Origin of the sequence: Oerskovia enterophila, assembly GCF_001692445.1 — a bacterium.
Lineage (GTDB): Bacteria > Actinomycetota > Actinomycetes > Actinomycetales > Cellulomonadaceae > Oerskovia > Oerskovia enterophila.
In genome coordinates this window covers 69,157-88,025 of sequence record NZ_MAQA01000009.1, presented here as the reverse complement: position 1 = coordinate 88,025, position 18,869 = coordinate 69,157, and the positions used below count along the sequence as shown (strand labels likewise).

General features: G+C 71.8%; 22 protein-coding genes and 2 pseudogenes. 12 read left to right on the top strand and 12 right to left on the bottom strand.

Going from position 1 to position 18,869, the window contains the following annotated elements; translation table 11 throughout:
• Window positions 1-81: 81 nt before the first annotated feature.
• The 5 genes from OERS_RS05710 to OERS_RS05690 form a co-directional block, all read right to left on the bottom strand.
• Window positions 82-1,137 (bottom strand): alpha/beta hydrolase, encoded by a 1,056-nt coding sequence (locus OERS_RS05710; protein WP_083201253.1) that lies wholly within the window; start codon window positions 1,135-1,137, stop codon window positions 82-84.
• Window positions 1,138-1,234: 97 nt separating this feature from the next.
• Entirely contained in the window at window positions 1,235-1,675 is a 441-nt protein-coding gene (locus tag OERS_RS05705; RefSeq protein ID WP_068625062.1) for a universal stress protein, read from the bottom strand.
• Window positions 1,676-1,783: 108 nt separating this feature from the next.
• Window positions 1,784-2,314, bottom strand: a complete 531-nt coding sequence (locus OERS_RS05700) for a GNAT family N-acetyltransferase (protein WP_068625061.1) — start codon at window positions 2,312-2,314, stop codon at window positions 1,784-1,786.
• Window positions 2,315-2,439: 125 nt separating this feature from the next.
• Entirely contained in the window at window positions 2,440-3,738 is a 1,299-nt protein-coding gene (locus tag OERS_RS05695; RefSeq protein WP_248948391.1) for an AI-2E family transporter, read from the bottom strand.
• 98 nt (window positions 3,739-3,836) lie between these two features.
• On the bottom strand, window positions 3,837-5,063 hold the full coding sequence (locus OERS_RS05690) for a cation:proton antiporter (protein ID WP_056647463.1): 1,227 nt from the start codon (window positions 5,061-5,063) through the stop codon (window positions 3,837-3,839).
• A gap of 151 nt (window positions 5,064-5,214) precedes the next feature.
• Here OERS_RS05690 and OERS_RS05685 point away from each other — a divergent pair, with 151 nt between their 5' ends.
• The 4 genes from OERS_RS05685 (at window position 5,215) to OERS_RS05670 (ending at window position 7,006) form a co-directional block, all read left to right on the top strand.
• Window positions 5,215-5,640 (top strand): DUF7144 family membrane protein, encoded by a 426-nt coding sequence (locus OERS_RS05685; protein ID WP_068625060.1) that lies wholly within the window; start codon window positions 5,215-5,217, stop codon window positions 5,638-5,640.
• Between the two features lie 28 nt (window positions 5,641-5,668).
• Window positions 5,669-6,097, top strand: a complete 429-nt coding sequence (locus tag OERS_RS05680) for a DUF6325 family protein (protein ID WP_068625059.1) — start codon at window positions 5,669-5,671, stop codon at window positions 6,095-6,097.
• Between the two features lie 74 nt (window positions 6,098-6,171).
• Window positions 6,172-6,513 carry an SHOCT domain-containing protein gene (locus OERS_RS05675; protein ID WP_068625058.1) on the top strand — a complete coding sequence of 114 codons (342 nt, stop codon included), beginning with the start codon at window positions 6,172-6,174 and terminating at the stop codon, window positions 6,511-6,513.
• Between the two features lie 10 nt (window positions 6,514-6,523).
• The gene (locus tag OERS_RS05670) at window positions 6,524-7,006 is read left to right on the top strand and encodes a DUF1269 domain-containing protein (RefSeq protein ID WP_068625057.1); all 483 of its coding nucleotides are present in this window, start codon (window positions 6,524-6,526) and stop codon (window positions 7,004-7,006) included.
• A 66-nt stretch (window positions 7,007-7,072) separates the two neighbouring features.
• Here the strand turns inward: OERS_RS05670 and OERS_RS20615 are convergent, their stop codons facing one another.
• Both OERS_RS20615 and OERS_RS05660 read right to left on the bottom strand, forming a co-directional pair.
• The gene (locus OERS_RS20615) at window positions 7,073-7,918 is read right to left on the bottom strand and encodes an RNA polymerase subunit sigma-70 (RefSeq protein ID WP_248948389.1); all 846 of its coding nucleotides are present in this window, start codon (window positions 7,916-7,918) and stop codon (window positions 7,073-7,075) included.
• Window positions 7,909-9,519 (bottom strand): annotated as a pseudogene (locus OERS_RS05660) (arylsulfatase); the annotation flags it as partial. The pseudogene OERS_RS05660 and the gene OERS_RS20615, both read right to left, overlap by 10 nt.
• A gap of 285 nt (window positions 9,520-9,804) precedes the next feature.
• Between OERS_RS05660 and OERS_RS05655 the strand changes: the two are divergent.
• From OERS_RS05655 to OERS_RS05635, 5 genes are all read left to right on the top strand, one after another.
• Window positions 9,805-10,161: an S-adenosylmethionine decarboxylase family protein gene (locus tag OERS_RS05655; RefSeq protein WP_068625055.1), complete on the top strand. Its 357-nt coding sequence runs from the start codon at window positions 9,805-9,807 to the stop codon at window positions 10,159-10,161.
• Window positions 10,161-10,898 (top strand): DUF4178 domain-containing protein, encoded by a 738-nt coding sequence (locus tag OERS_RS05650; RefSeq protein ID WP_068625054.1) that lies wholly within the window; start codon window positions 10,161-10,163, stop codon window positions 10,896-10,898. Before OERS_RS05655 ends, OERS_RS05650 begins: the two co-directional genes overlap by 1 nt.
• A 107-nt stretch (window positions 10,899-11,005) precedes the next feature.
• Window positions 11,006-11,230: a DUF350 domain-containing protein gene (locus OERS_RS05645; RefSeq protein WP_056647350.1), complete on the top strand. Its 225-nt coding sequence runs from the start codon at window positions 11,006-11,008 to the stop codon at window positions 11,228-11,230.
• A gap of 2 nt (window positions 11,231-11,232) precedes the next feature.
• On the top strand, window positions 11,233-12,879 hold the full coding sequence (locus tag OERS_RS05640; protein ID WP_248948387.1) for a polyamine aminopropyltransferase: 1,647 nt from the start codon (window positions 11,233-11,235) through the stop codon (window positions 12,877-12,879).
• A gap of 148 nt (window positions 12,880-13,027) precedes the next feature.
• A complete protein-coding gene (locus tag OERS_RS05635; protein WP_068625053.1) occupies window positions 13,028-13,867 on the top strand; it encodes a DedA family protein in 840 nt (279 codons plus the stop codon).
• A gap of 61 nt (window positions 13,868-13,928) precedes the next feature.
• Here the strand turns inward: OERS_RS05635 and OERS_RS05630 are convergent, their stop codons facing one another.
• Window positions 13,929-14,153, bottom strand: coding sequence for a hypothetical protein (locus OERS_RS05630; protein ID WP_139107712.1), 225 nt, complete (start codon window positions 14,151-14,153; stop codon window positions 13,929-13,931).
• A gap of 196 nt (window positions 14,154-14,349) precedes the next feature.
• Here OERS_RS05630 and OERS_RS20610 point away from each other — a divergent pair.
• A pseudogene (locus OERS_RS20610) lies at window positions 14,350-14,877 on the top strand (aminotransferase class I/II-fold pyridoxal phosphate-dependent enzyme); the annotation flags it as partial.
• Window positions 14,878-14,900: 23 nt separating this feature from the next.
• On the opposite strand, the gene OERS_RS21460 reads toward OERS_RS20610, so the two are convergent.
• The 4 genes from OERS_RS21460 to OERS_RS05610 all read right to left on the bottom strand — a co-directional run bounded on the left by OERS_RS21460 (window position 14,901) and on the right by OERS_RS05610 (window position 17,505).
• Window positions 14,901-15,269, bottom strand: a complete 369-nt coding sequence (locus OERS_RS21460; RefSeq protein ID WP_068625051.1) for a hypothetical protein — start codon at window positions 15,267-15,269, stop codon at window positions 14,901-14,903.
• A gap of 104 nt (window positions 15,270-15,373) precedes the next feature.
• Window positions 15,374-15,796, bottom strand: a complete 423-nt coding sequence (locus OERS_RS05620) for an MmcQ/YjbR family DNA-binding protein (RefSeq protein WP_068625050.1) — start codon at window positions 15,794-15,796, stop codon at window positions 15,374-15,376.
• Between the two features lie 107 nt (window positions 15,797-15,903).
• Window positions 15,904-16,830 (bottom strand): quinone oxidoreductase family protein, encoded by a 927-nt coding sequence (locus OERS_RS05615; protein WP_068625049.1) that lies wholly within the window; start codon window positions 16,828-16,830, stop codon window positions 15,904-15,906.
• A 126-nt stretch (window positions 16,831-16,956) separates the two neighbouring features.
• Complete coding sequence (locus tag OERS_RS05610; RefSeq protein ID WP_068625048.1) at window positions 16,957-17,505, bottom strand: type II toxin-antitoxin system RatA family toxin; 549 nt, start codon at window positions 17,503-17,505, stop codon at window positions 16,957-16,959.
• Window positions 17,506-17,643: 138 nt separating this feature from the next.
• Between OERS_RS05610 and OERS_RS05605 the strand changes: the two genes are divergently transcribed.
• On the top strand, window positions 17,644-18,288 hold the full coding sequence (locus tag OERS_RS05605) for a dihydrofolate reductase family protein (protein WP_068625047.1): 645 nt from the start codon (window positions 17,644-17,646) through the stop codon (window positions 18,286-18,288).
• A gap of 187 nt (window positions 18,289-18,475) precedes the next feature.
• Window positions 18,476-18,865 (top strand): TraR/DksA family transcriptional regulator, encoded by a 390-nt coding sequence (locus tag OERS_RS05595; RefSeq protein WP_231907778.1) that lies wholly within the window; start codon window positions 18,476-18,478, stop codon window positions 18,863-18,865.
• Window positions 18,866-18,869 lie beyond the last annotated feature (4 nt).

Below are 18,869 nucleotides of genomic sequence, written 5' to 3'. Positions count from 1 at the left end.
CGGGCGCCGAGTGCATGTTCGTGCTGCGACACGCCCGGCGAGTCGCGGCCGAATCATGCACTCAGCGGGCGACCGCCTGGCTCAGCCCGACGTGTGCTTCGCCAGGAACTCCAGGCTCCGGTCGAGCGCGACCTGCCCGGCCTCGGTCGAGAGGTCGAACTGGTACTCGTGGCCCAGGCCGGGCTCCTCGCCGTTGGGCTGGAAGATCGCGTCGACCTCGACGCCCTCCTCCGCGAGCCGCGCGACCAGAGCCCTGCCCTGCGGCGTGAGCGGGTCGGCGTTGCCGCCCGTGAGGAACGCGGGCGGGAAGTCCGCGGTCACGTGGTCCGTGACCGACGCGGCCGCGAAGCGCGGGTCGTCGGCGAAGTCCTTAGTCCCCGAGTACGACCACAGCACGGTCTCGAGGAACCAGGTGCTCGCGCCGCCCTTCGAGGTGTCGACGAGCCCGATGTCGTACGCACCGCAGTGCAGCACCACGGCTGCGAGCTGGTCGGGCCCGATCGCAGGTTCGAGACCCAGCTCCCGCGCGTACGCCGGGCTCGTGACCGCGCCCGCGACCTGCGCGCTGATCTGGGACCCGGCCGAGTCGCCCGCGAGGACGATCCGCCCGGGGTCCACGCCCAGCTCGTCGGCGTGCTCGGTCACGTAGGCGAGCGCGTCGTTGAGCTCGAACAGCGGCGTAGGGTAGGTCGCGCCGGGCGCGATCGAGTAGTCGATCGCGACGACCGTGTACCCGTGGCTCGCGACGATCTTCGCGTAGCTCGCGACCTGCTCCTTGCTGCCCGAGACCCACCCGCCGCCGTGCGTCCACACGACCGTGGGCAGCGGACCCTCGGCGCTCGCGGGACGGTGCACGTCGAGGAGCGCGTCGGGGTCGTCGGCGCGGTAGGCGACGTCGGTCGTGCTCACGACGCCGGACGGCACGAGCGCCGAGAGCTTCTGGTCGGTCTCGTGGCCGCCCTTGTCGAACGCGTACCGGATGAGGAGGGCCGACGGCCACGGGCTGACCTGGAACGCGACGAACGTCCCGATCGCCACGACCCCGAGCGACGCGCCGACCCAGGCGAGCACCCGGGGCCAGCGGCGACGCCGCACCGCGGGGCTGTCGGCTGGGGACGCCGGGGAGGGGGAGACCATGCCCGGAGCCTAGCCAGAGGGACGGGTCGCAGCGCGGCAGCGCACGTGCCGTCCCGGGTGGCCCGGGCGTCCGCCGCTGCCTGCAGCCGGGGACGGTTCAGTCCCCGGCGGTGTCCTCGGTGCTCTCCTGGCTGGGCGGCGGGAGCACGGGCAGCACGACCACGGGCCGGTGCTGCAGGTGGGAGAGCCGGCCGGCGACCGAGCCGCCGAGGGCCTCGTTGCGCCACCCGTCGGCCCCCGAACGATGGGCGCCGACCACGACGATCGCGGCGTCGTGCGTCACTGCGGCCTCGTCGAGCTGCCGGGCCACGTCGCCGTCGCCCGCGACCACGAGGCTCCACGCGACGCCGGTCCCGCGCAGCGCGCGGTCGAGCTCGGTCGTCAGGCGTCGCTCTCCGGAGCCGTCGTCCGCCACGGGCCCGACGTCGACCCACACGCACACGAGCGACGTCCCCAACGCGTGGGCGAAGCCGGCGGCACGCTGGACGATGTCCGGGTGCTGGCCCGGGTGCACTCCGACGAGCAGGGGTCGGATCATCTGTCCATCGTGCCACGGGCGCGCGGATCGGTCGTGCCACGGGCACCGGAGTGCACAGGCCCGACGGCGCCGGTCACCTCCTGCTCCCGGGCCCGCCCGGGCGCGACGTCAGCCGAGCGAGCGTTGGAGCAGCACGGTGTCGAGCCACCGGCCGTGCTTGAAGCCGACCCGTTCGAGCCGACCGACCTGTCGGAAGCCCAGCTTCTCGTGAAGGACCACCGACGCGGGGGACTCGGCGTCGCTCACGACCGCGACGACCTCCCGGACCCCGGCCTCACGCGCCTCGTCGAGGAGCCTGGACAGCAGCGCTCGGCCCAGACCCCGACCTTCGCTGCCCGGAGCCAGGTAGATGGTGTCCTCGCCCGTCGCCGCGTAGGCGGGCCGCTCGCGCCAGGCGCCCACGTACGCGAACCCGGCGACGTCGTCGGGCAGACCGGAGCCGTCCGCGACCGTGACGACCAGGAAGGGACGGCCCGCCGCGCGCAGCGACTCCCACCGCTCCTCCCAGCCCGCGAGCGTGAGCGGCTCGGTCTGGAAGGTCGTGACCGTGTGCAGGACGTAGTGCGCCGCGATCTCGGCGATCGCGGGCAGGTCCTCACGGGTCGCGCGGCGGACGGTCACGGTGGGTGCGTGGGTCATCCCGGCACGGTACAGCGTGCACCACGACGCACAAGGCCCCGCCCGTCCACGCGGCACCGCTGCCGAGCCTGCCGGTCACGGAGCCGACGTCGTCGGGATCCTCACCGGCCCGTCCCGTGCGAGGGCTACTCGATGCCGTCGGCGTGGCGCTCGTCGACCGTGCGCGCGGCCTCGCGCGCAGCCTTCCGGTTGGCCCGACGACGTCGCGCGAGCCCGCCGCCCCCGTCGCCCTCGTCGTCGGTCGGCTCGTCCTTCTCGCGGCCCGGGTCGTGCAGCATGTGCGAGTCGACGAGCTCGTGCCGCTGGAGGTAGGTGTTGGCGACGGCCTGGATGGTCGCGGCGATCGGGAGCGAGAGGAACGCGCCCAGGGCACCGAACACCGCGCCGAACGCGAGGACCACGACGAACGACACCGCGGGGTTCATCTCGAGGGCACGGGCCGAGACCTTGGGCGAGAAGTAGAGGTTCTCGAGCTGCTGGTACGCCACGATGAAGATCAGGACGGCCAGAGCCTGGGGAAGCCCCTGCGACGTGAGGGCCACGATCACGGGCAGCGCGCCACCGATGTACGTACCGATCGTGGGGACGAACTGGGACACGACGCCCACGAATACCGAGAGCGGCAGCGCGTAGTCGGTGCCGAGGATCAGCAGGAACACGAACGTGAAGACGCTCGAGAGCGCCGCGAGGACGATGCGCGAGTTGATGAAGTCGGAGACCTTGACCTGGGTGATCTCCCAGAGCCGCAGGACCTCCTGCTGGCGGTTCGGGGTCAGCCACCGGCAGATCGCGGCACGGAACTTGGGTCCTGCGGCCAGGAGGTAGTAGGTCACGAGCATGATCGTGAGGAACGCGAAGATCCCGCCGACGATCGTCGTCCCCACGACGAGCGCGCCCGACGCGACGTCCTCGCCGAACTCGTTGAAGCCCTGCTTGAGCAGGACGTCCGAGCTCGGCATGTCGATGTCGAACCGCTCCTGGACGAACTCCTGGATGTTCGTGTAGAGCGCCGGGATCGACTGGACGAGCTGGACGAGCTGCTGCACGAACAGGTTGCCGAAGAGCGCGAAGATCCCGATCACGACGACCAGGCCACCCAGCAGAGCCGTGGCCGCTGCCCCGCCGCGCTTCCAACCGTGGCGGACGAGCCAGACGACGATCGGCTCGAGCGCGAGCGCGATGAAGAACGCGATGAGCACGTTGACGCCCAGGCTCTTCAGGGTGCCGAGCGCGTACCAGACGAAGATGCCGACGAAGACCGTGACCACGATCATGAACAGCGCACGGGGGAGCCAGCGTGGGGGCTTGCGCGGGTCGTCGGGGGCGAGCGCGACGAAGTCACGGGGCGCGACCGTGTCGGCGCTCGGGGGCGGCGGGGAGTACGGGCCGGCGTGGTCGCCCGGCGTGGTCGCGTCGCTCGTCATGCGCCGAACGTAGCGAACGCCTGGACGTGCGAGGTGAGCCCACGCCGTCGGGCCCGAAGGTGCACGTCACACGCCGGCGCCGCGCCCGGGCCCACCGGTCACCCGGACGTGCGCTGCTCGGCGAGCGGGACCCCGTCGTCGTCCAGGTGCTCGGGGCCCTCGGACCGCACACCCAGCCGCGCGGCGACCCACGGACCCGTCAGCCCGTAGATCACGGCCGTCAGGAGGATCACGCCGAACACGACCGGCACGAGCTGCTCGAACGGCTGGCCGTCCTGCTCGAACCGCAGCGCGAAGACCGACGCGGTCGAGGCCGCGACGATCCCGCGTGGCGCCATCCAGCCGACCATGACCCGTTCTCGGCTCGACAGCACGCTGCCCGTGGTCGCGATCGACGCGACGAGCGGGCGCAGGACCAGGACGAGCAGCGCCACGATCGCGAGCGTCGACAGGGCGTAGGTCGCGAGCGCGTCGAGGTCGACCCGAGCCGTGAGCAGGATGAAGAGAGTGCCGATGAGCAGGAGCCCGACGTGGCTGCCGAACTCGTGCAGGGGCTCGATCCGGGCCCACCGCTGGTTGGCCAGGACGATCCCGAGCGTCGTCGTCGCGAAGAGCCCGGCCTCCTCGTGGAACGCCTCGGCGATCGCGTACGTGGCCAGTGCCGTCGCGAACGCGAGCGAGACCTCGGCCGCGGCGGGCACCCTGCCCCAGCGCACGGCCACGACGTAGACGGCAGCGGCGACCGCTCCCGTGAGGATCCCGGACAACGCGGTCGCGCCCAGGTGCTCCGGGGCGGCGTGCAGCGCGACGTTCGCCATGGCGAGCGCGACGGTCGCGCCGATCGGGTCGATGAAGATCCCCTCGAACGCGAGCACCGACTCGAGGGGCTGCTTGGGACGGATGATCGCGAGCAGCGGGCCGACGACGGTCGGTCCCGACACGATGAGGATCGCCCCGATCACGGCCGCCCGCGACAGCGGCAGGTCGAGGACCCACCAGCAGATGGCCGTGGCACCGATACCGGTCAGGACCGCACCGACCGTCACCAGCAGCGCGACCGGTCGCCGCGCCCCGCCCTTGAGCCGGGTCATGTCGAGCTTGAGGGACTCCTCGAACAGCAGGATGCCCACGGCCATCGAGACCAGGGGGAACAGGTCCTTGCCCAGGAGCGCGTCGGGGTCGACCAGGCCCGTCACGGGCCCGGCAACCAGCCCGAGAGCGAGCAGCAGCAGGATCGACGGCACCTTGAGCGCCTTGGCCGCGACCTGACCGACGACCCCGAGCAGCACGACCAGGGCGATCCCACCCGTGAATCCCAGTTCCATGGACCCATAGTGGTGCGGCCCGAGCCTTCGCGCAGCGGATGCCGTGACGAGCGGGCGGTGCCACGATCAGGGGAGCACGACTTCCGGGACGGCTCCGGGCCGACGACGACGTCGGGCGATGCCGTCCGTCCACCGCGCGCGAGGAGAGAACATGGCACGGTCATCGCAGGTCACGGCATGGGTCGGCTGGGTGTGGTTCGCGGGCGTCGTCCTGCTGGTGCTCGGGCTGTTCAACGCGATCAGCGGCCTGGTCGCCGCGTTCTCCCCGGAGAAGCTCGTCGGGCTGGGAGAGCAGGGGATCGTCGTCCTCGACGTGTCGACCTGGGGATGGGTCCACCTCGTGGTCGGGATCCTGCTCGTGATCGTGGGCTTCTCGGTGCTCTCCGGCCGGGGTTGGGCGCGCCTCGTCGCGATCGTCCTGGTCGTGCTCAACGTCCTGACCCAGTTCGTCGCCCTGCCCGCCAGCCCGTGGTGGTCGGTCGTCACGATCATCCTGGGGCTGTTCGTGCTGTGGGCGCTCGTCGTCCACGGCGACGAGGCCGAGCGCGCGTCCGCCTCGGCGTCCCACCTGCCCTGACCTCACCCACCAGCAAGGAGCGCCACACATGCCCTCAACCACCTTCGGTCCGGTCGAGTTCGTCGCGATCGCCTTCCCCGAGGAGCGCGTCCCCGACGCGGTCAAGATCGCGATCGCGGACCTCCTGGGGTCCGACGTCGTCAGGCTCCTCGACCTCACGGTCGTCCGCAAGGGCCTGGGCGGGGAGATCGACGTCGTCGAGGTCGAGGACCTCGGTGACGAGCTCGACATCACCGAGACCCAGCTCGGCAGCTCGGGCCTCGCCGGTCAGGAGGACATCGACGACGTCGCCGCGAACCTCGAGCCCGGGACGTCGGCGCTCGTGCTGATCGTCGAGCACTCCTGGGCCCGCGAGTTCGTGGGGGCGGTGCGCGACGCGGGGGCCGCGGTGATCGCCCAGGAGCGGATCCCGGCCGAGGTCGTCAACGAGATCGTCGAGCTCGCGGAGCTCGTCTGAGCCGACACGAGTCACGTCGCACCGCACTTCCCAGCACAGCACGCACACGGACTGCACGACGAACGGAGAACACCATGCCACTACGACGCGTAGGACGCCCCGGCCTCCTGGGGACGATGGCCCGCACCGCGGTCATCGCCGGGACGGCATCTGCCACGGCGGGCGCCGTCCAGCGACACCAGCAGGGAAAGGCCGAGCAGCAGGCCGAGGCCCAGCAGTACCAGGCTCAGCAGCAGGCCGAGCAGCAGCAGATGTACGCGGCCCAGGCCGCCCAGGCGCAGGCTCCGGCCGCCGCGGCACCCGCAGGCGGCGAGAACGATCTCCTGGCCCAGCTCGAGAAGCTCGGTCAGCTCAAGGCGGCAGGCGTCCTCGACGACGCCGAGTTCGCCGCCGCCAAGGCCAAGCTGCTCACCTGAGGGAGGAATCATGACAACTTTCACCGTCTGGTCGTTCGACACCCCGGGGGGCGCCGAGGTGGCGTCCGGCGTCCTGCGGGACGCGGCCTCCGAAGGCCTCATCAAGATCGTGGACCGCGCGATCGTGAGCTGGCCCGAGGGCGCCAAGAAGCCCACCACGCGTCACACGCACGAGGACGAGTGGCGCGGCACGGGATGGGGCGCGTTCTGGGGGCTCCTGTTCGGAGCGCTCTTCTTCGTGCCGGTGATCGGGGTCGCGGCAGGTGCGGCTCTCGGTGCGATCCACAAGTCCATGGAGGCCGTGGGGCTCAACAAGGACCAGCTGGACCGGATCCGTGCGCAGGTCACCGAGGGCACCTCCGCGCTGTTCGCCGTGACCGAGGACGGGAACCTGGACCGTGTCGGCGAGCGGTTCCACGGCCTGCACGGCGAGCTCATCGCGACGAACCTCACCGACGAGGAGCGTCGGCTGCTCCTCGAGACGTTCGACTGACCTCGTCCCGGGACGTGACCAGCGGGGTGGGCCGGTTCGCTGGCCCACCCCGCTGTGCGTGAGACCTCAGGCGTCCAGGTGGAGCGGCAGGCCGAACAGCGGGTACCAGGCCTCGACGTCGAGGAACGCGTTGATGCCCGTGACCTTGCCGTCCACGGTGTCGATGACCTGCAGGGCCCACGCGTCGTAGCCGCCGTCCGGGGACACCCGGTACTGGCCGAACCCGAACGTCCCGTTGGCCTGCACCGGCACCATGCGCGAGCCGCGGCACTCCGCGCCGGGACCGACCATCCACTTCTCGATCTCGACGGGCCCCTGCATCCACAGCGCGTAGGGCGGCATCGAGAGCGTGGCCTCGTCGTGGAGCAGCGCGACGAGCGCGGGCATGTCGTAGCGCTCGAACGCGTCGAGGTACTTCTCGAGGAGCTCGTTCTTCACGTCGTCGGCCGGGACCGTGGGGAGGTTGACACCGTCGGTGCCCGGTCCCGAGCCGTAGTGCGCCTGGGCCGAGAGCGTCGCGCGCGCCCGCTGGAGTGCGCTGTTGACCGACGGTACCGACGTCTCGAGGAGCTCGGCGACCTCTGACGCCTGCCACCGCAGGACCTCGCGCAGGATGAGGACCGCTCGCTGCTTGGGCGGCAGGTACTGCAGCGCCGCGACGAACGCGAGCCGGATGGACTCGCGCCCCACCGCGACGTCCGCTGGGTCCCCGTCCCGAGGCAGCACGCGGTCGTCAGGGATGGGCTCGACCCACGTCTCCTCCGAGAGCTGCTCGCCCAGGTTCCGCTCCTCGGCGGACTGCGCAGCGCCCAGCCCCATGGGCCGCTCGCGTCGCTTGCGCTGCGCGAGGTGGTCGAAGCAGACGTTCGTCGCGATCCGGTAGAGCCAGGAGCGCAGCGCGGAACGTCCCACCGGTCCTCGTCGAGCCCGTGGTCGGAACCCAACCACGGGTCCTTGTGCTTGGCGACGGCGGTCCAGCCCTTGTGGAAGATGGCCCGGTTGCCCACCATCTCGAAGTACTGGGTCACGTGCTGCTCGGGCGCGGCCGCGTCGTCGAACGTGTAGTTCATGGCCGTGCCCTCGTAGGGACGCTGCGTCACGCCGTGGACCGTCGAGGGCTCGGGGATGCCCGCCGCAGCCAGGACCGTGGGCGCGACGTCGATCACGTGGGCGAACTGGTTCCGGATGCCACCCCGCTCGACCCCGCCGTTGGGCCAGCTCACGATCGTCCCGTTGCGCGTCCCGCCCCAGTGGCTCGCGACCTGCTTGGTCCACTGGTAGGGCGTGTCCATGGCGTGCGCCCAGCCCACCGCGTAGTGGTTGTACGAGCGAGGGGTCCCGATGTCGTCGATGTGCTCGGCGACGTACTCCTCGGTCTCGATGTCGTTCATGTGGTTGATCGTGAAGCCCTCGTTCGTCGTCCCGTGCATCGACCCCTCGGCCGACGCGCCGTTGTCGCCGATGATGACGTAGACCAGCGTGTCGTCGAGCTCGCCCATGTCCTCGAGGGCGTCCAGCAGCCTGCCGACGTGGTGGTCCGCGTAGGCGAGGAAGCCCGCGTAGACCTCCATCTGCCGGGCGAGCGCGGGCTTGATGGTCTCGCTCATCTCGTCCCAGGCCGGGATGCCGGGGCTGCGCGCGGTCAGCACCGCGTCCTGCGGGATCACGCCCAGCTCCTTCTGCCGCGCGAAGGTCTCCTCGCGCACCGCGTCCCACCCCTGGTCGAACGCGCCCTTGTACCTGTCCGACCACTCGGTGGGCACGTGGTGCGGGGCGTGCGTCGCGCCCGGCGCGAAGTACGTGAAGAACGGCTTGTCCGGGGCCAGCGACTTCTGCTGGCGCGTCCAGTCGATCGCCTTGTCGGTCATGTCGGCCATGAAGTGGTAGCCGTCCTCGGGCGTCCCCCACGGCTCGACCGGCGAGGTGTTCTCGTAGATCGCCGGGTACCACTGGTTCGTCTCGCCGCCGATGAACCCGTAGAAGTACTCGAACCCGCCGCCCGGGTGCGGCCAGTGGTCGAACGGCCCGACGGCGCTCGCCTCCCACACGGGAACCTCGTGGCACTTGCCGAACTGGGCCGTGCTGTAGCCGTTGAGCTTCAGGGTCTCGGCCAGCGGCGCGCAGCTGTTGGGTCGCAGCGAGCTGTACCCGGGCGCGCTCGTGGCGATCTCGGTGATACCGCCCATCCCGACGGAGTGGTGGTTGCGGCCCGACAGCAGCGCGGCCCGGGTGGGGGAGCAGAGCGCCGTGGTGTGGAAGCGCGTGTACTTCAACCCCTGAGCGGCGACCCGCTCGAAGCTCGGGGTCTGGACCGGGCCACCGAACGCGCTCGACGCGCCGAACCCGGTGTCGTCGATCAGCACGACCAGGACGTTGGGCGCGCCCTCCGGAGGCAGGAGCCGCTCGATGGGCGGGTAGTGCGTGTCCGGGTCGGTCGCGTCGTACGTCACCGTCCCCGTGTAGGCCAGGTCCGGGATGGGAAGAGCGCCGCGCTGCCGTGCGTCCTGTGTCATGTCATGTCCTCCGGGGTCGCCGTCGCTGGTCCGGGGGACGGCAGGCGGCGCCGTGCACCGGACCGGGTGGTCGGGTCGTGCGGTACGTCGAGGTACTGCTGGAACGGACGTGCAGAGGGCTCCGGCATCCGTGCCGAGGCCCCGGTCACACACGCTAGGCCGGGACGCCCGGGCGCGCTCGGTGAGCGGCCCGGGTGAACTCGCGTCCCAGGGGCCGTCCGCATTTTTCGGGAAGGTCTGGCGTCCGCTAGCGTGACCCGGCCAGCCGCAGCCCAGGGAGATCACGTGCCGACCGATCAGGTCAACCGCAACCTCGTCTACGTCTTCGACGTCTCCGGAGGCGACCCCGCCCTCCTGGACGACGAGACGACCGTCCGCACCTGTATCGCCCAGGTCGTCGACCGTGCGGGGCTGACCCCCCTCGGTGAGACCTCGCACCGGTTCGCCCCGCAGGGGTTCAGCATGGCGACGCTCCTGGCCGAGTCCCACCTCGCGGTCCACACGTGGCCCGAGGAAGGCACCGCCTACCTGACCCTCACGACGTGCCGCGCTCCGTCGTCGGGCAGCTTCGAGGAGGACACGCGCAGCCTGCTGCGCGAGACCTTCTCCGCCGCCGGCGTGACCGTCCGGACCCTCCTCTGATGGCGCCCCGACCCAAGGCGCGCATGACGCTCGGCAAGCACCTGATCGGCGCGCCGCCGTGGCGCTCGCTGCCGCAGGGCGTCGTCGTCTACGGCGAGCAGGACCCCAGCGACGGCGTCACGTACTACTGGGAGGAGTGGGAGGTCCTCGGGTACGAGAACCTCGACTTCTGGGTCGAGTACGACCACTACACCAAGGCCGTGACCCTCTACCGCCCGGCCGAGAGCGCCGAGCGCCTCGACCCCTCGCGCCTGCGCAAGGGGCAGGTCGTCAACGTCACGCTGAGCGGCCGGACCTATCGGACCACGGTCACCGAGGCGGGCGTCGGGACCATCCGGTCGCTCGACGGGTCGTTCACGTACGACCTGTCGATCGGGCAGCCCGTCGCCTACGCCGAGCTGCGGACGAACGACATGGTGCTCTCGCTCGAGAAGTTCGACGACCGCATCATCGACCTCTATCACGGCACCGTCCTGGACGTCGCGGGGCAGAAGGCCCACTTCGGCAAGCGCATCGCGCCGCGGAACGTGTCGGTCAAGCTCGTCGGCGCGTTCCTCGTGATCGGGGTCCTCGCGACGATGCTCTTCAGCTCGTGCGGCCCGCGCAACGACACCTACTGCACGCCGCGTTCCGTCGAGCAGGCCGCGCCGTCGGACCAGGTCGTCTCCCAGGACGACGACCAGACCTGCTACCGCCGCTCGGTCTACGGCGGCGGCGGTGGCGGCCTCGGCAAGTAGCCCGGCCCGCAGACCGTCCGGCCCAGAGCGCGCCGGCACCCGAAGCCCTTCAGCACGACCCGTCCTCACCGACCACCCGACCGCACCGCGACCCACCTGGAGCAACCATGAGCATCCTCGACCAGCTGCGCCTCGACGCCTTCCTGTCCACGATCGTCTACTCGGTCCTGGGCATCGTCCTGCTCGTCCTGACGATCGTGATCGTCAACTACCTCTTCAAGCTCAACCTGCACCGTGAGCTCGTCGACGAGCACAACACGGCCTTCGGGATCATGATCGCCGGGCTGGCCATCGCCATCGGGATCATCATCGCGGGGACGATCCTCTCCTGATCGTGGCCGGCGAGACGCAGACGGAGACCGCGCCGCTCGCCGAGGGCGAGCCGCACCCGGGCGACGCGCCGCCGTCGGGCCGCAGCATGGACAAGCCGACGGTGTTCGCGGCGGCGCTGCTCGTCGCGGTCGGCGGGATCATCTACGAGCTGATCCTCGGCACGGCCGCGTCCTACCTGTTCGGCGACTCGGTCGTCGCGTTCTCGGTCGCGACTGGCCTGACGCTGTTCGGCATGGGGATCGGCTCGCTCCTCGCGACGCGCCTGGCCACGAACCCCGGCCTGAACTTCGTGCGCAACGAGGTCGCGCTCGCCCTGCTGGGCGGCAGCTCGGTCCTGATCCTCTACGCCGCGTTCAGCCTGACCCAGGTGTACTGGCTGGTCTTCGTGCTGCTCTCGCTCGCGATCGGCGTGGGGATCGGCGTCGAGATCCCGCTGCTCGTCGCGCTGCTCAAGGAGCACGGGCGCGACGAGTCGGTCGGGCTGCTGTCGAAGGTGCTCGCGGTCGACTACTTCGGCGCGCTCGCCGCGTCGCTGCTCTTCCCGTTCGTGATGCTCCCGTACCTGGGGCTCATGCGGACGGCGTACGCGGTCGCGCTGCTCAACGTGCTGGTCGCGGTGTTCATGCTGCGGCGCATGGGGCGGCGCACGCGCTGGACGTGGTTCAGCTGGGCGACGGTGGTCCTCCTCGTGGTGTGCTTCGCGGCCTCGAACGCGATCGAGGGCGCGATCAACACGCGGCTCTACCAGGACCCGGTGGTCCACTACGAGTCGACGTCGTACCAGAAGCTCGTCCTGACGACGTTCGGCGACGACGTCCGGCTCTACCTGAGCGACCAGCTCCAGTTCTCGTCGGTCGACGAGGCGAGGTACCACGAGACGCTCGCGCACGCGACGCTCACGTCGGTCGCCGCGCCCGCGTCCGTGGCGATCCTCGGGGGAGGGGACGGGCTGCTCGCGCGCGAGGTCCTGCGCTACCCGAGCGTCCGGGAGGTCACGGTCGTGGACCTCGACCCGGCCGTGACCGAGCTCGCCCGGACCGACCGACTCGTGAGCGAGCTCAACGAGCACTCGTTCGACGACCCGCGCGTCACGGTCGTCAACGGCGACGCGTTCCGGTTCATGGACACCACGGACCAGACGTTCGACGCGGTCCTGATCGACCTGGTCGACCCGTCCAACGAGCGCATCGCCAAGCTCTACTCGACCGAGTTCTACGCCATGGTCGCGAACCACCTGAGGCCCGGGGGCGTGTACGCGACCCAGGCGACGTCGTCGTACTTCACGCCGAACGCGTACTGGCAGGTCGCGGCGACCGTCCGTGCGGGCTCGCCGGGCCGGACCGTGGTGCCGCTGTCGGTCAACGTGCCGTCGTTCGGGGAGTGGGGCTTCGTCCTGTCGCTCCCGGCCGCGCCGGGGCAGGGTGGGTCCGCGGCGGACGGGACCCTCGGGCCCGACGGCGGAGCGCGCCTCTTCGGCGCCACGCCCCTCCCGGAGGGGCTGCGCTTCCACACGCTCGACTCGCTGCGGGCCACCGCGACGCTCGCGGGCGACCACCCGGGACCCGAGGTCGAGATGAAGGCCTCGACGCTGCTGTCGCCCCTGATCTACCGGACGTACCAGCAGGACATGTCGCGCTGGCGGTACTGAACGGCGCCCGCCGCTGAGTGCGGAGTTCTTGCGCGAAACGCCCGGCGTGTCGCACAAGAACTCCGCACTCAGCGGCAGTCCTGCACGCCCCCCACACGTGACACGCCCGGGTTCGAATTGTCCGGTCCTCGCCGTCTACAGTCTGCGCATGCCCTTCTCGATCCTTCCCGCCGACCTCGTGCACGCGGCCGCCGCGAGCGAACCCGACCTCGGGGGTGTCGCCGGGTGGGCCGTGTCGCTCATGGAGACGCTCGGCGTGTTCGGCGCAGGGCTCGCGATCGCGCTCGAGAACCTCTTCCCGCCGCTGCCGAGCGAGGTCATCCTGCCGCTGGCCGGGTTCACGGCGAGCCGGGGCAGCTTCAACGTCTTCGCGGCGATCGTCGCGACGACGATCGGCTCGCTCGTGGGCGCGATCGCGCTCTACTACGTGGGCGTCCTGGTGGGTCGTGAGCGCACGCGCAAGATCATCGGCTGGCTGCCCCTGGTCAAGCTCAAGGACGTCGACCGCACCGAGGCCTGGTTCCACAAGCACGGCAGCATGGCGGTGTTCTTCGGCCGGATGATCCCGATCTTCCGGAGCCTGATCTCGCTCCCCGCGGGTATCGACCGCATGCCGCTCCCCAAGTTCGTGGTCCTGACGACCGCGGGCAGCCTCATCTGGAACAGCATCTTCGTGGGTGCGGGCTACGCGTTGGGCGAGAGCTGGCACCTCGTCGAGGAGTACGCGGGCGTCCTGCAGAAGATCGTCATCGCGGCCGTCGCGGTCGCGGTGCTCGTGTTCGTGGTGCTGCGGGTGTCCAGGGCGGTCTTCGGGGGAGCGCCGCCCGCGCACGCGCGCGGCCTCGCCCCGGACGCGCCCGACGACGACGCGCCCGTCCCCGAGCCGGGTGCGGTCCGGCGCACCAAGACCCCCACGACGACGCTCGCACTGCCCAAGGGCGTGTTCGAGCGGGCCCGGGCGGGCGCGGGGCGCGGCACGGACGGCTGAGCGGCCGACGCGGGCCGCGCCAGGGCGTGCGGCGGTTCGGCGCGGGGTGCGGACCGGGTGGTCAGCCGAGGCGCTCGGGAGCCGGACCGTAGCCCTGCAGGTCGCGCGGTCCCTGGACCTCGTACGCCGCACGCATCGCTGCGGCCTCGCGGGCCCTGCGCTCGGCGAGCACGCTCCGCAGGAGCTGGATCGTGAGCACGAGGGCCCAGATCACGAGGACGGCCACGGCGGCGATCACCACGACGTAGAGCAGGATCAGGACGGAGTAGAAGCCGAGGGAGCCCATCCGGGCAGCGTAGTGGGCCACGGCACGCTGGTACCAGGTCGGCGCAGGGGCCTCGACGTAGGCTCGATCCGTGACCACCTCACCCTTCGCCACCGACAACCCGCTCGACGCCCTCACCCAGGACGAGCTCCGCCGTCGGACCAGCCTCAAGTGGCGCGCCTACGCGCCCGACGTCCTGCCCCTGTGGGTTGCGGAGATGGACGTCGAGCTCGCACCGCCCGTGGTCGAGGCCGTGACGGCCGCGATGCGCTCGGGCGACACGGGCTACGACTACGGCAACACGTACGCCGAGGCGCTCGCCGAGTTCGCGAAGCGCCGCTGGGACTGGTCGTTCGACCCCGAGGGCACACGCATGGTGCCCGACGTGATGCTCGGCCTCATGGAGATCCTCAAGGTGCTCACCGGGCCGGGCGACGCGGTCGTGGTCAGCCCGCCCGTCTACCCGCCCTTCTTCGGGTTCACCCAGAACGAGGGACGCCGCATCGTCACCGCGCCGCTCACCGCGGACTTCCGGCTCGACCTCGACGCGCTCGACGCGGCGTTCGCCGACGCGACCGGCGCGACCCTCAACGGGACCGGCCCCGGCAGCGGGCGCCGCGCGGTCTACCTGCTGTGCAACCCCCACAACCCCACGGGCACGGTCCACACGCGCGCCGAGCTCGAGGGCCTCGCCGCCCTGGCCCGCCGCCACGGCGTGCGGATCGTGTCCGACGAGATCCACGCGCCCATCACCGCGCCCGGCGTGGCCTACACCCCCATCGTGCTCAGGGCGGCGGCCAGGACGTGGCGGCGCGGGACGGTCGCGAGCACCACGGGCGAGACCAGCAGCAGGGCGAACGCGAGCGCGTCGAGCGGCTCGGCAGCGGGCTGGCCGTGCGCGGCACCCAGGGTGCCGACGACCGCGACGAGCGCCGTGACGATCGCGAGGAAGAGGCGCGGACGGCGGTGGTCGAACGGTCCGGTGAGCTCGGCGGGGTCGGTCGGGCCGTCGCTCGGGCCGCTCCCGCTGCCGTCGTGCGACCAGGACCAGGGACCCGTCGGGCCGGGCCGCTCGCCACGCCACGGCGGGCCCCACGGAGTGCCCGGGGACCCCGCGGACCTCCCGTCGCCGACCATGCGGCCACGCTACGCCGAGGGGAGGGAAGGCGCGTCCGACCGGGGTGCCGTCGGGGGCGGTACGCGGGTGCCGGGTGGCTGGGTCTCGTCCACGACCGACGCCCCTACGACCGACGCCCCGCGGGCGACCCCTCCGCGTCGAGCCGGGCCACGAGCCGTGGGCCGGCGACCTCGCGGTAGGACATGTCCAGCAGCTCGGCGACCTCCTGCCAGTCGACCGGTGCGGCCTCGAGGTCCAGCCCCAGCCACCCGGCCGGCCCGTAGTAGGCCGGTACGAAGAAGCGAGGGTCCTGCGCGAGCGCGGCCTCCTCGGCGGGGTCCACCTTGACGAGCAGCGCGTCCGGGTACTGCCGGGCGGGCGACGTGGTGGTGGCCTTGGTCATGCCGCCGTGGACCGCGAACAGCAGGCGGGCCCGGAACGTCACGCGTCCGTGCGAGACCCGCTCCTCCGCGCCGGGGAAGGCCAGGGCGAGGCGACGAAGCTCGCCGAGGTGAGCTGCGTCGTCGGGCGTGGAGGCGGCAGGCATGGTTCCAGCGAACCATGCGGCACCCACGCGCGCTGCTGAGTGCGGAGCTCTTGTGCGACACGCCCGGCGTGTCGCACAAGAACTCCGCACTCAGAGCTGAGGGTGCGTCAGACCTCGAGCACGACCTTGCCGCGCACGTGCCCGTCCGCGACCTGCTGGACGGCCCACGCGGCCTCGGTCAGCGGGAAGCGCGCCGAGATCTCCAGGGTCAGCAGCCCGGCCTCGGCGAGCGCGAGCGCCTCGCGCAGCGCGCCCTTGCGGGACGTCTTGGTCGCGATGCCCGCGGCGAGCGACTCCTCGGTCTCCACGAGCGTCACGGCGCGCGGGCTGCCGTCGCGGGTCAGGCCGTCGGTTCCGAGGAGCTGGACGGTCTGGGCGACGGTCTCCGGCGACCCGACCAGGTCGACGACGGCCGTCACCTCGGAGAGTCCGTCCGGCAGGGCGCGGACCGCGTCGGTGAGCCCCGGCCCGTAGGCCACGGGCGTCGCGTCGAGCCCGCGCAGGTAGTCGTGGTTCGCCGCGGAGGCCGAGCCGACGACGCGCGCCCCGAGGGCCTTCGCGATCTGCACGGCCGCAGAACCGACGCCGCCCGACGCCCCGTGGATCAGCACCACGTCCTTGTCGCCGACGCCGGCCTGGGCCAGCGCCGAGAATGCTGCGGCTGCGGCGACGGGCAGGACCGCGGCCTGCTCGAACGACACGTTGGCGGGCTTGGCCCGCGTCTTGGCAGCCTGGACCACCGACCTCTCGCGCTGGGCGCCCGTGCCGCTCCAGACGACCTCGTCGCCCACCGAGAAGCCCTCGACGCCCTCGCCCACGGCCTCGACGACCCCGGCGGCCTCGAAGCCGAGCACCTGCGGGAACTCACCGGCACCGCCGAACTTCCCGGCGAGCTTCTTCACGTCCGCCGGGTTGACCCCGATCACGCGATTGGCGACGACGAGCTCCCCGTCACCGGGCGCCGGCACGGGCTCGTCGCCGACGCGCAGGACGTCGACACCGCCGTGGCGGTCGTAGAAGATCGCGGTGCTCATGGGTCTACCTCTTCGAGATGTGGGGGCGCGGGGAGGAAGATGTGCGGTTCGCGCGAAACCGGTTTGCCACTCTTCCATCCCGGACGGAGTCCTGTCATGCCCGACGACGGTGGGTCGCGCTGCTGGTCAGGTGCGGTCGGGCGTCGCGAGCCCGGGCTGGGGGGCCGCCGGTGGGGCCTGCTCGCGGACCGCTGCGAGGACCACGGGATCTACGCAGCCGCGCGCGAAACCGTTGATCCGCCGCTGGATGTCGCGGCTCAGGAGCCGCGACCCGATGTGCTCGGCCAGGGGAGCGAGCCACGCGGGGCGGCACGTGAAGCTGTACCGCCACACGGCTCTCGTCGCGGCGTGCTCGGGGTGTCCGACGTCACGGCCAGGGGCGGGTGAGAAACGCCAGCCGCCCGCCATGCTCGCGAAGAACCACGGGCCCTCGACCATCTTCATCCCGACGTTGGTCGGCGGGTTGTACGAGACGTACTCGCTGACCATCCGCAGGCCCGCGCGGTGCCGGGTGAGGGTGCGGACCCCCTTGGCGGGGGCCGTCGCGTCGTCGAGGAACCGCTGGGAGTGGATGAACGGGTCCCAGCGCAGGCGGACGTCGCCCGTGGTCTGCGAGACCGCGAAAGCGGTGGCAGGGTCCACGGGGACGATCACGGACGACTCGACGACGGGCACGCTCCGATCCTTGCACGGGGGACCCACAGAGTCCCGGGGGAGTCGCCCGGGCGAGCGCCCGAGGTCGGCAGCGATGAGTTTCGCCTCCCGTGGCGGTCTCCCCACCCGACGACTTCGTCCACGACGCAGGAGGACCACGTGGCCCAGCTGGTGAGAGTGCAGAACTTCAACGTCTCGCGCGACGGGATCGGCGCGGGCGAGGACCAGACGCTCGAGCGGCCGTTCGGGCACGTCGACCCCGAACGGCTCTTCTCCTGGGCCGGGGCCACGGCGAGCTGGCCCATGCGCACCGAGCCCGGGGGCAGCCGCGGGCTGGACGACTACCTGACGCGCGACTACGCGCGCAACATCGGGGCCGAGATCATGGGCCGCAACAAGTTCGGTCCGCAGCGCGGCCCGTGGCAGGACCACGAGTGGCAGGGCTGGTGGGGCGACGAGCCGCCGTTCCGTACCCCGGTCTTCGTCCTGACCCACCACGCGCGCCCGTCGATCACGCTGTCGGACACCACGTTCCACTTCGTCGAGGGCGACCCCGCCTCGGTCCTGGAGCAGGCCAAGGAGGCGGCCGACGGCAAGGACGTCCGCGTGGGCGGTGGGGCCACGACGATCCGCCAGTTCCTCGACGCGGACCTCGTCGACACCCTGCACATCGCAGTCTCGCCCGTCGAGCTCGGCTCGGGGGTCCGCCTCTGGGAGTCGCCCGACGAGCTTCTCGACCGGTTCCACCTCGACGTCGTCCCGAGCCCGAGCGGGGTGGTGCACCACCTGTTCTGGCGGCGGTGACGGTCGACCGCGCGTGCTTCGCCGTCGGGCTCGCGGAGCAGGACCCGTGCCCGGCCGACCCGTGGTGCAATCGAGGGATGGACACCGGTGCCGCCCTCGGGCACGTCGTCGCACGTGCGCTCGACGGTCCTCCTCTCCGTGACGCCGCACGGAGAGCGCTCCTGGGCGCGGACACCCCGGGGCCACGGTGACGGGCGCACCCGAGGCGCGTGACGCCGTCGTGCGGGCGCGGTTGCTGGCGCTGCGCGACGAGGGCACGGCCCGTACCGAGGCCCTGCGCGGCGAGGTGGCCGGGATCGTCGAGGCGTCCAAGGACTCCAACGCCGACGACGAGCACGACCCGGACGGCGCGACCATCGCGTTCGAGCGAGCCCAGGTCGGCGCGCTCCAACGGCTCGCCGAGCAGCAGGTCGCCGAGGTCGACGCCGCCCTCGCCCGGCTCGACGCAAGCACGTACGGCACGTGCGAGGCGTGCGGCGGGCCCGTGGGCGAGGCGCGGCTCGAGGCCCGCCCGACCGCGCGGCTGTGCATCGCGTGCGCGTCGGCCGCCGGCAGGTCCGGACGCGAGAGGAGGTAGACCC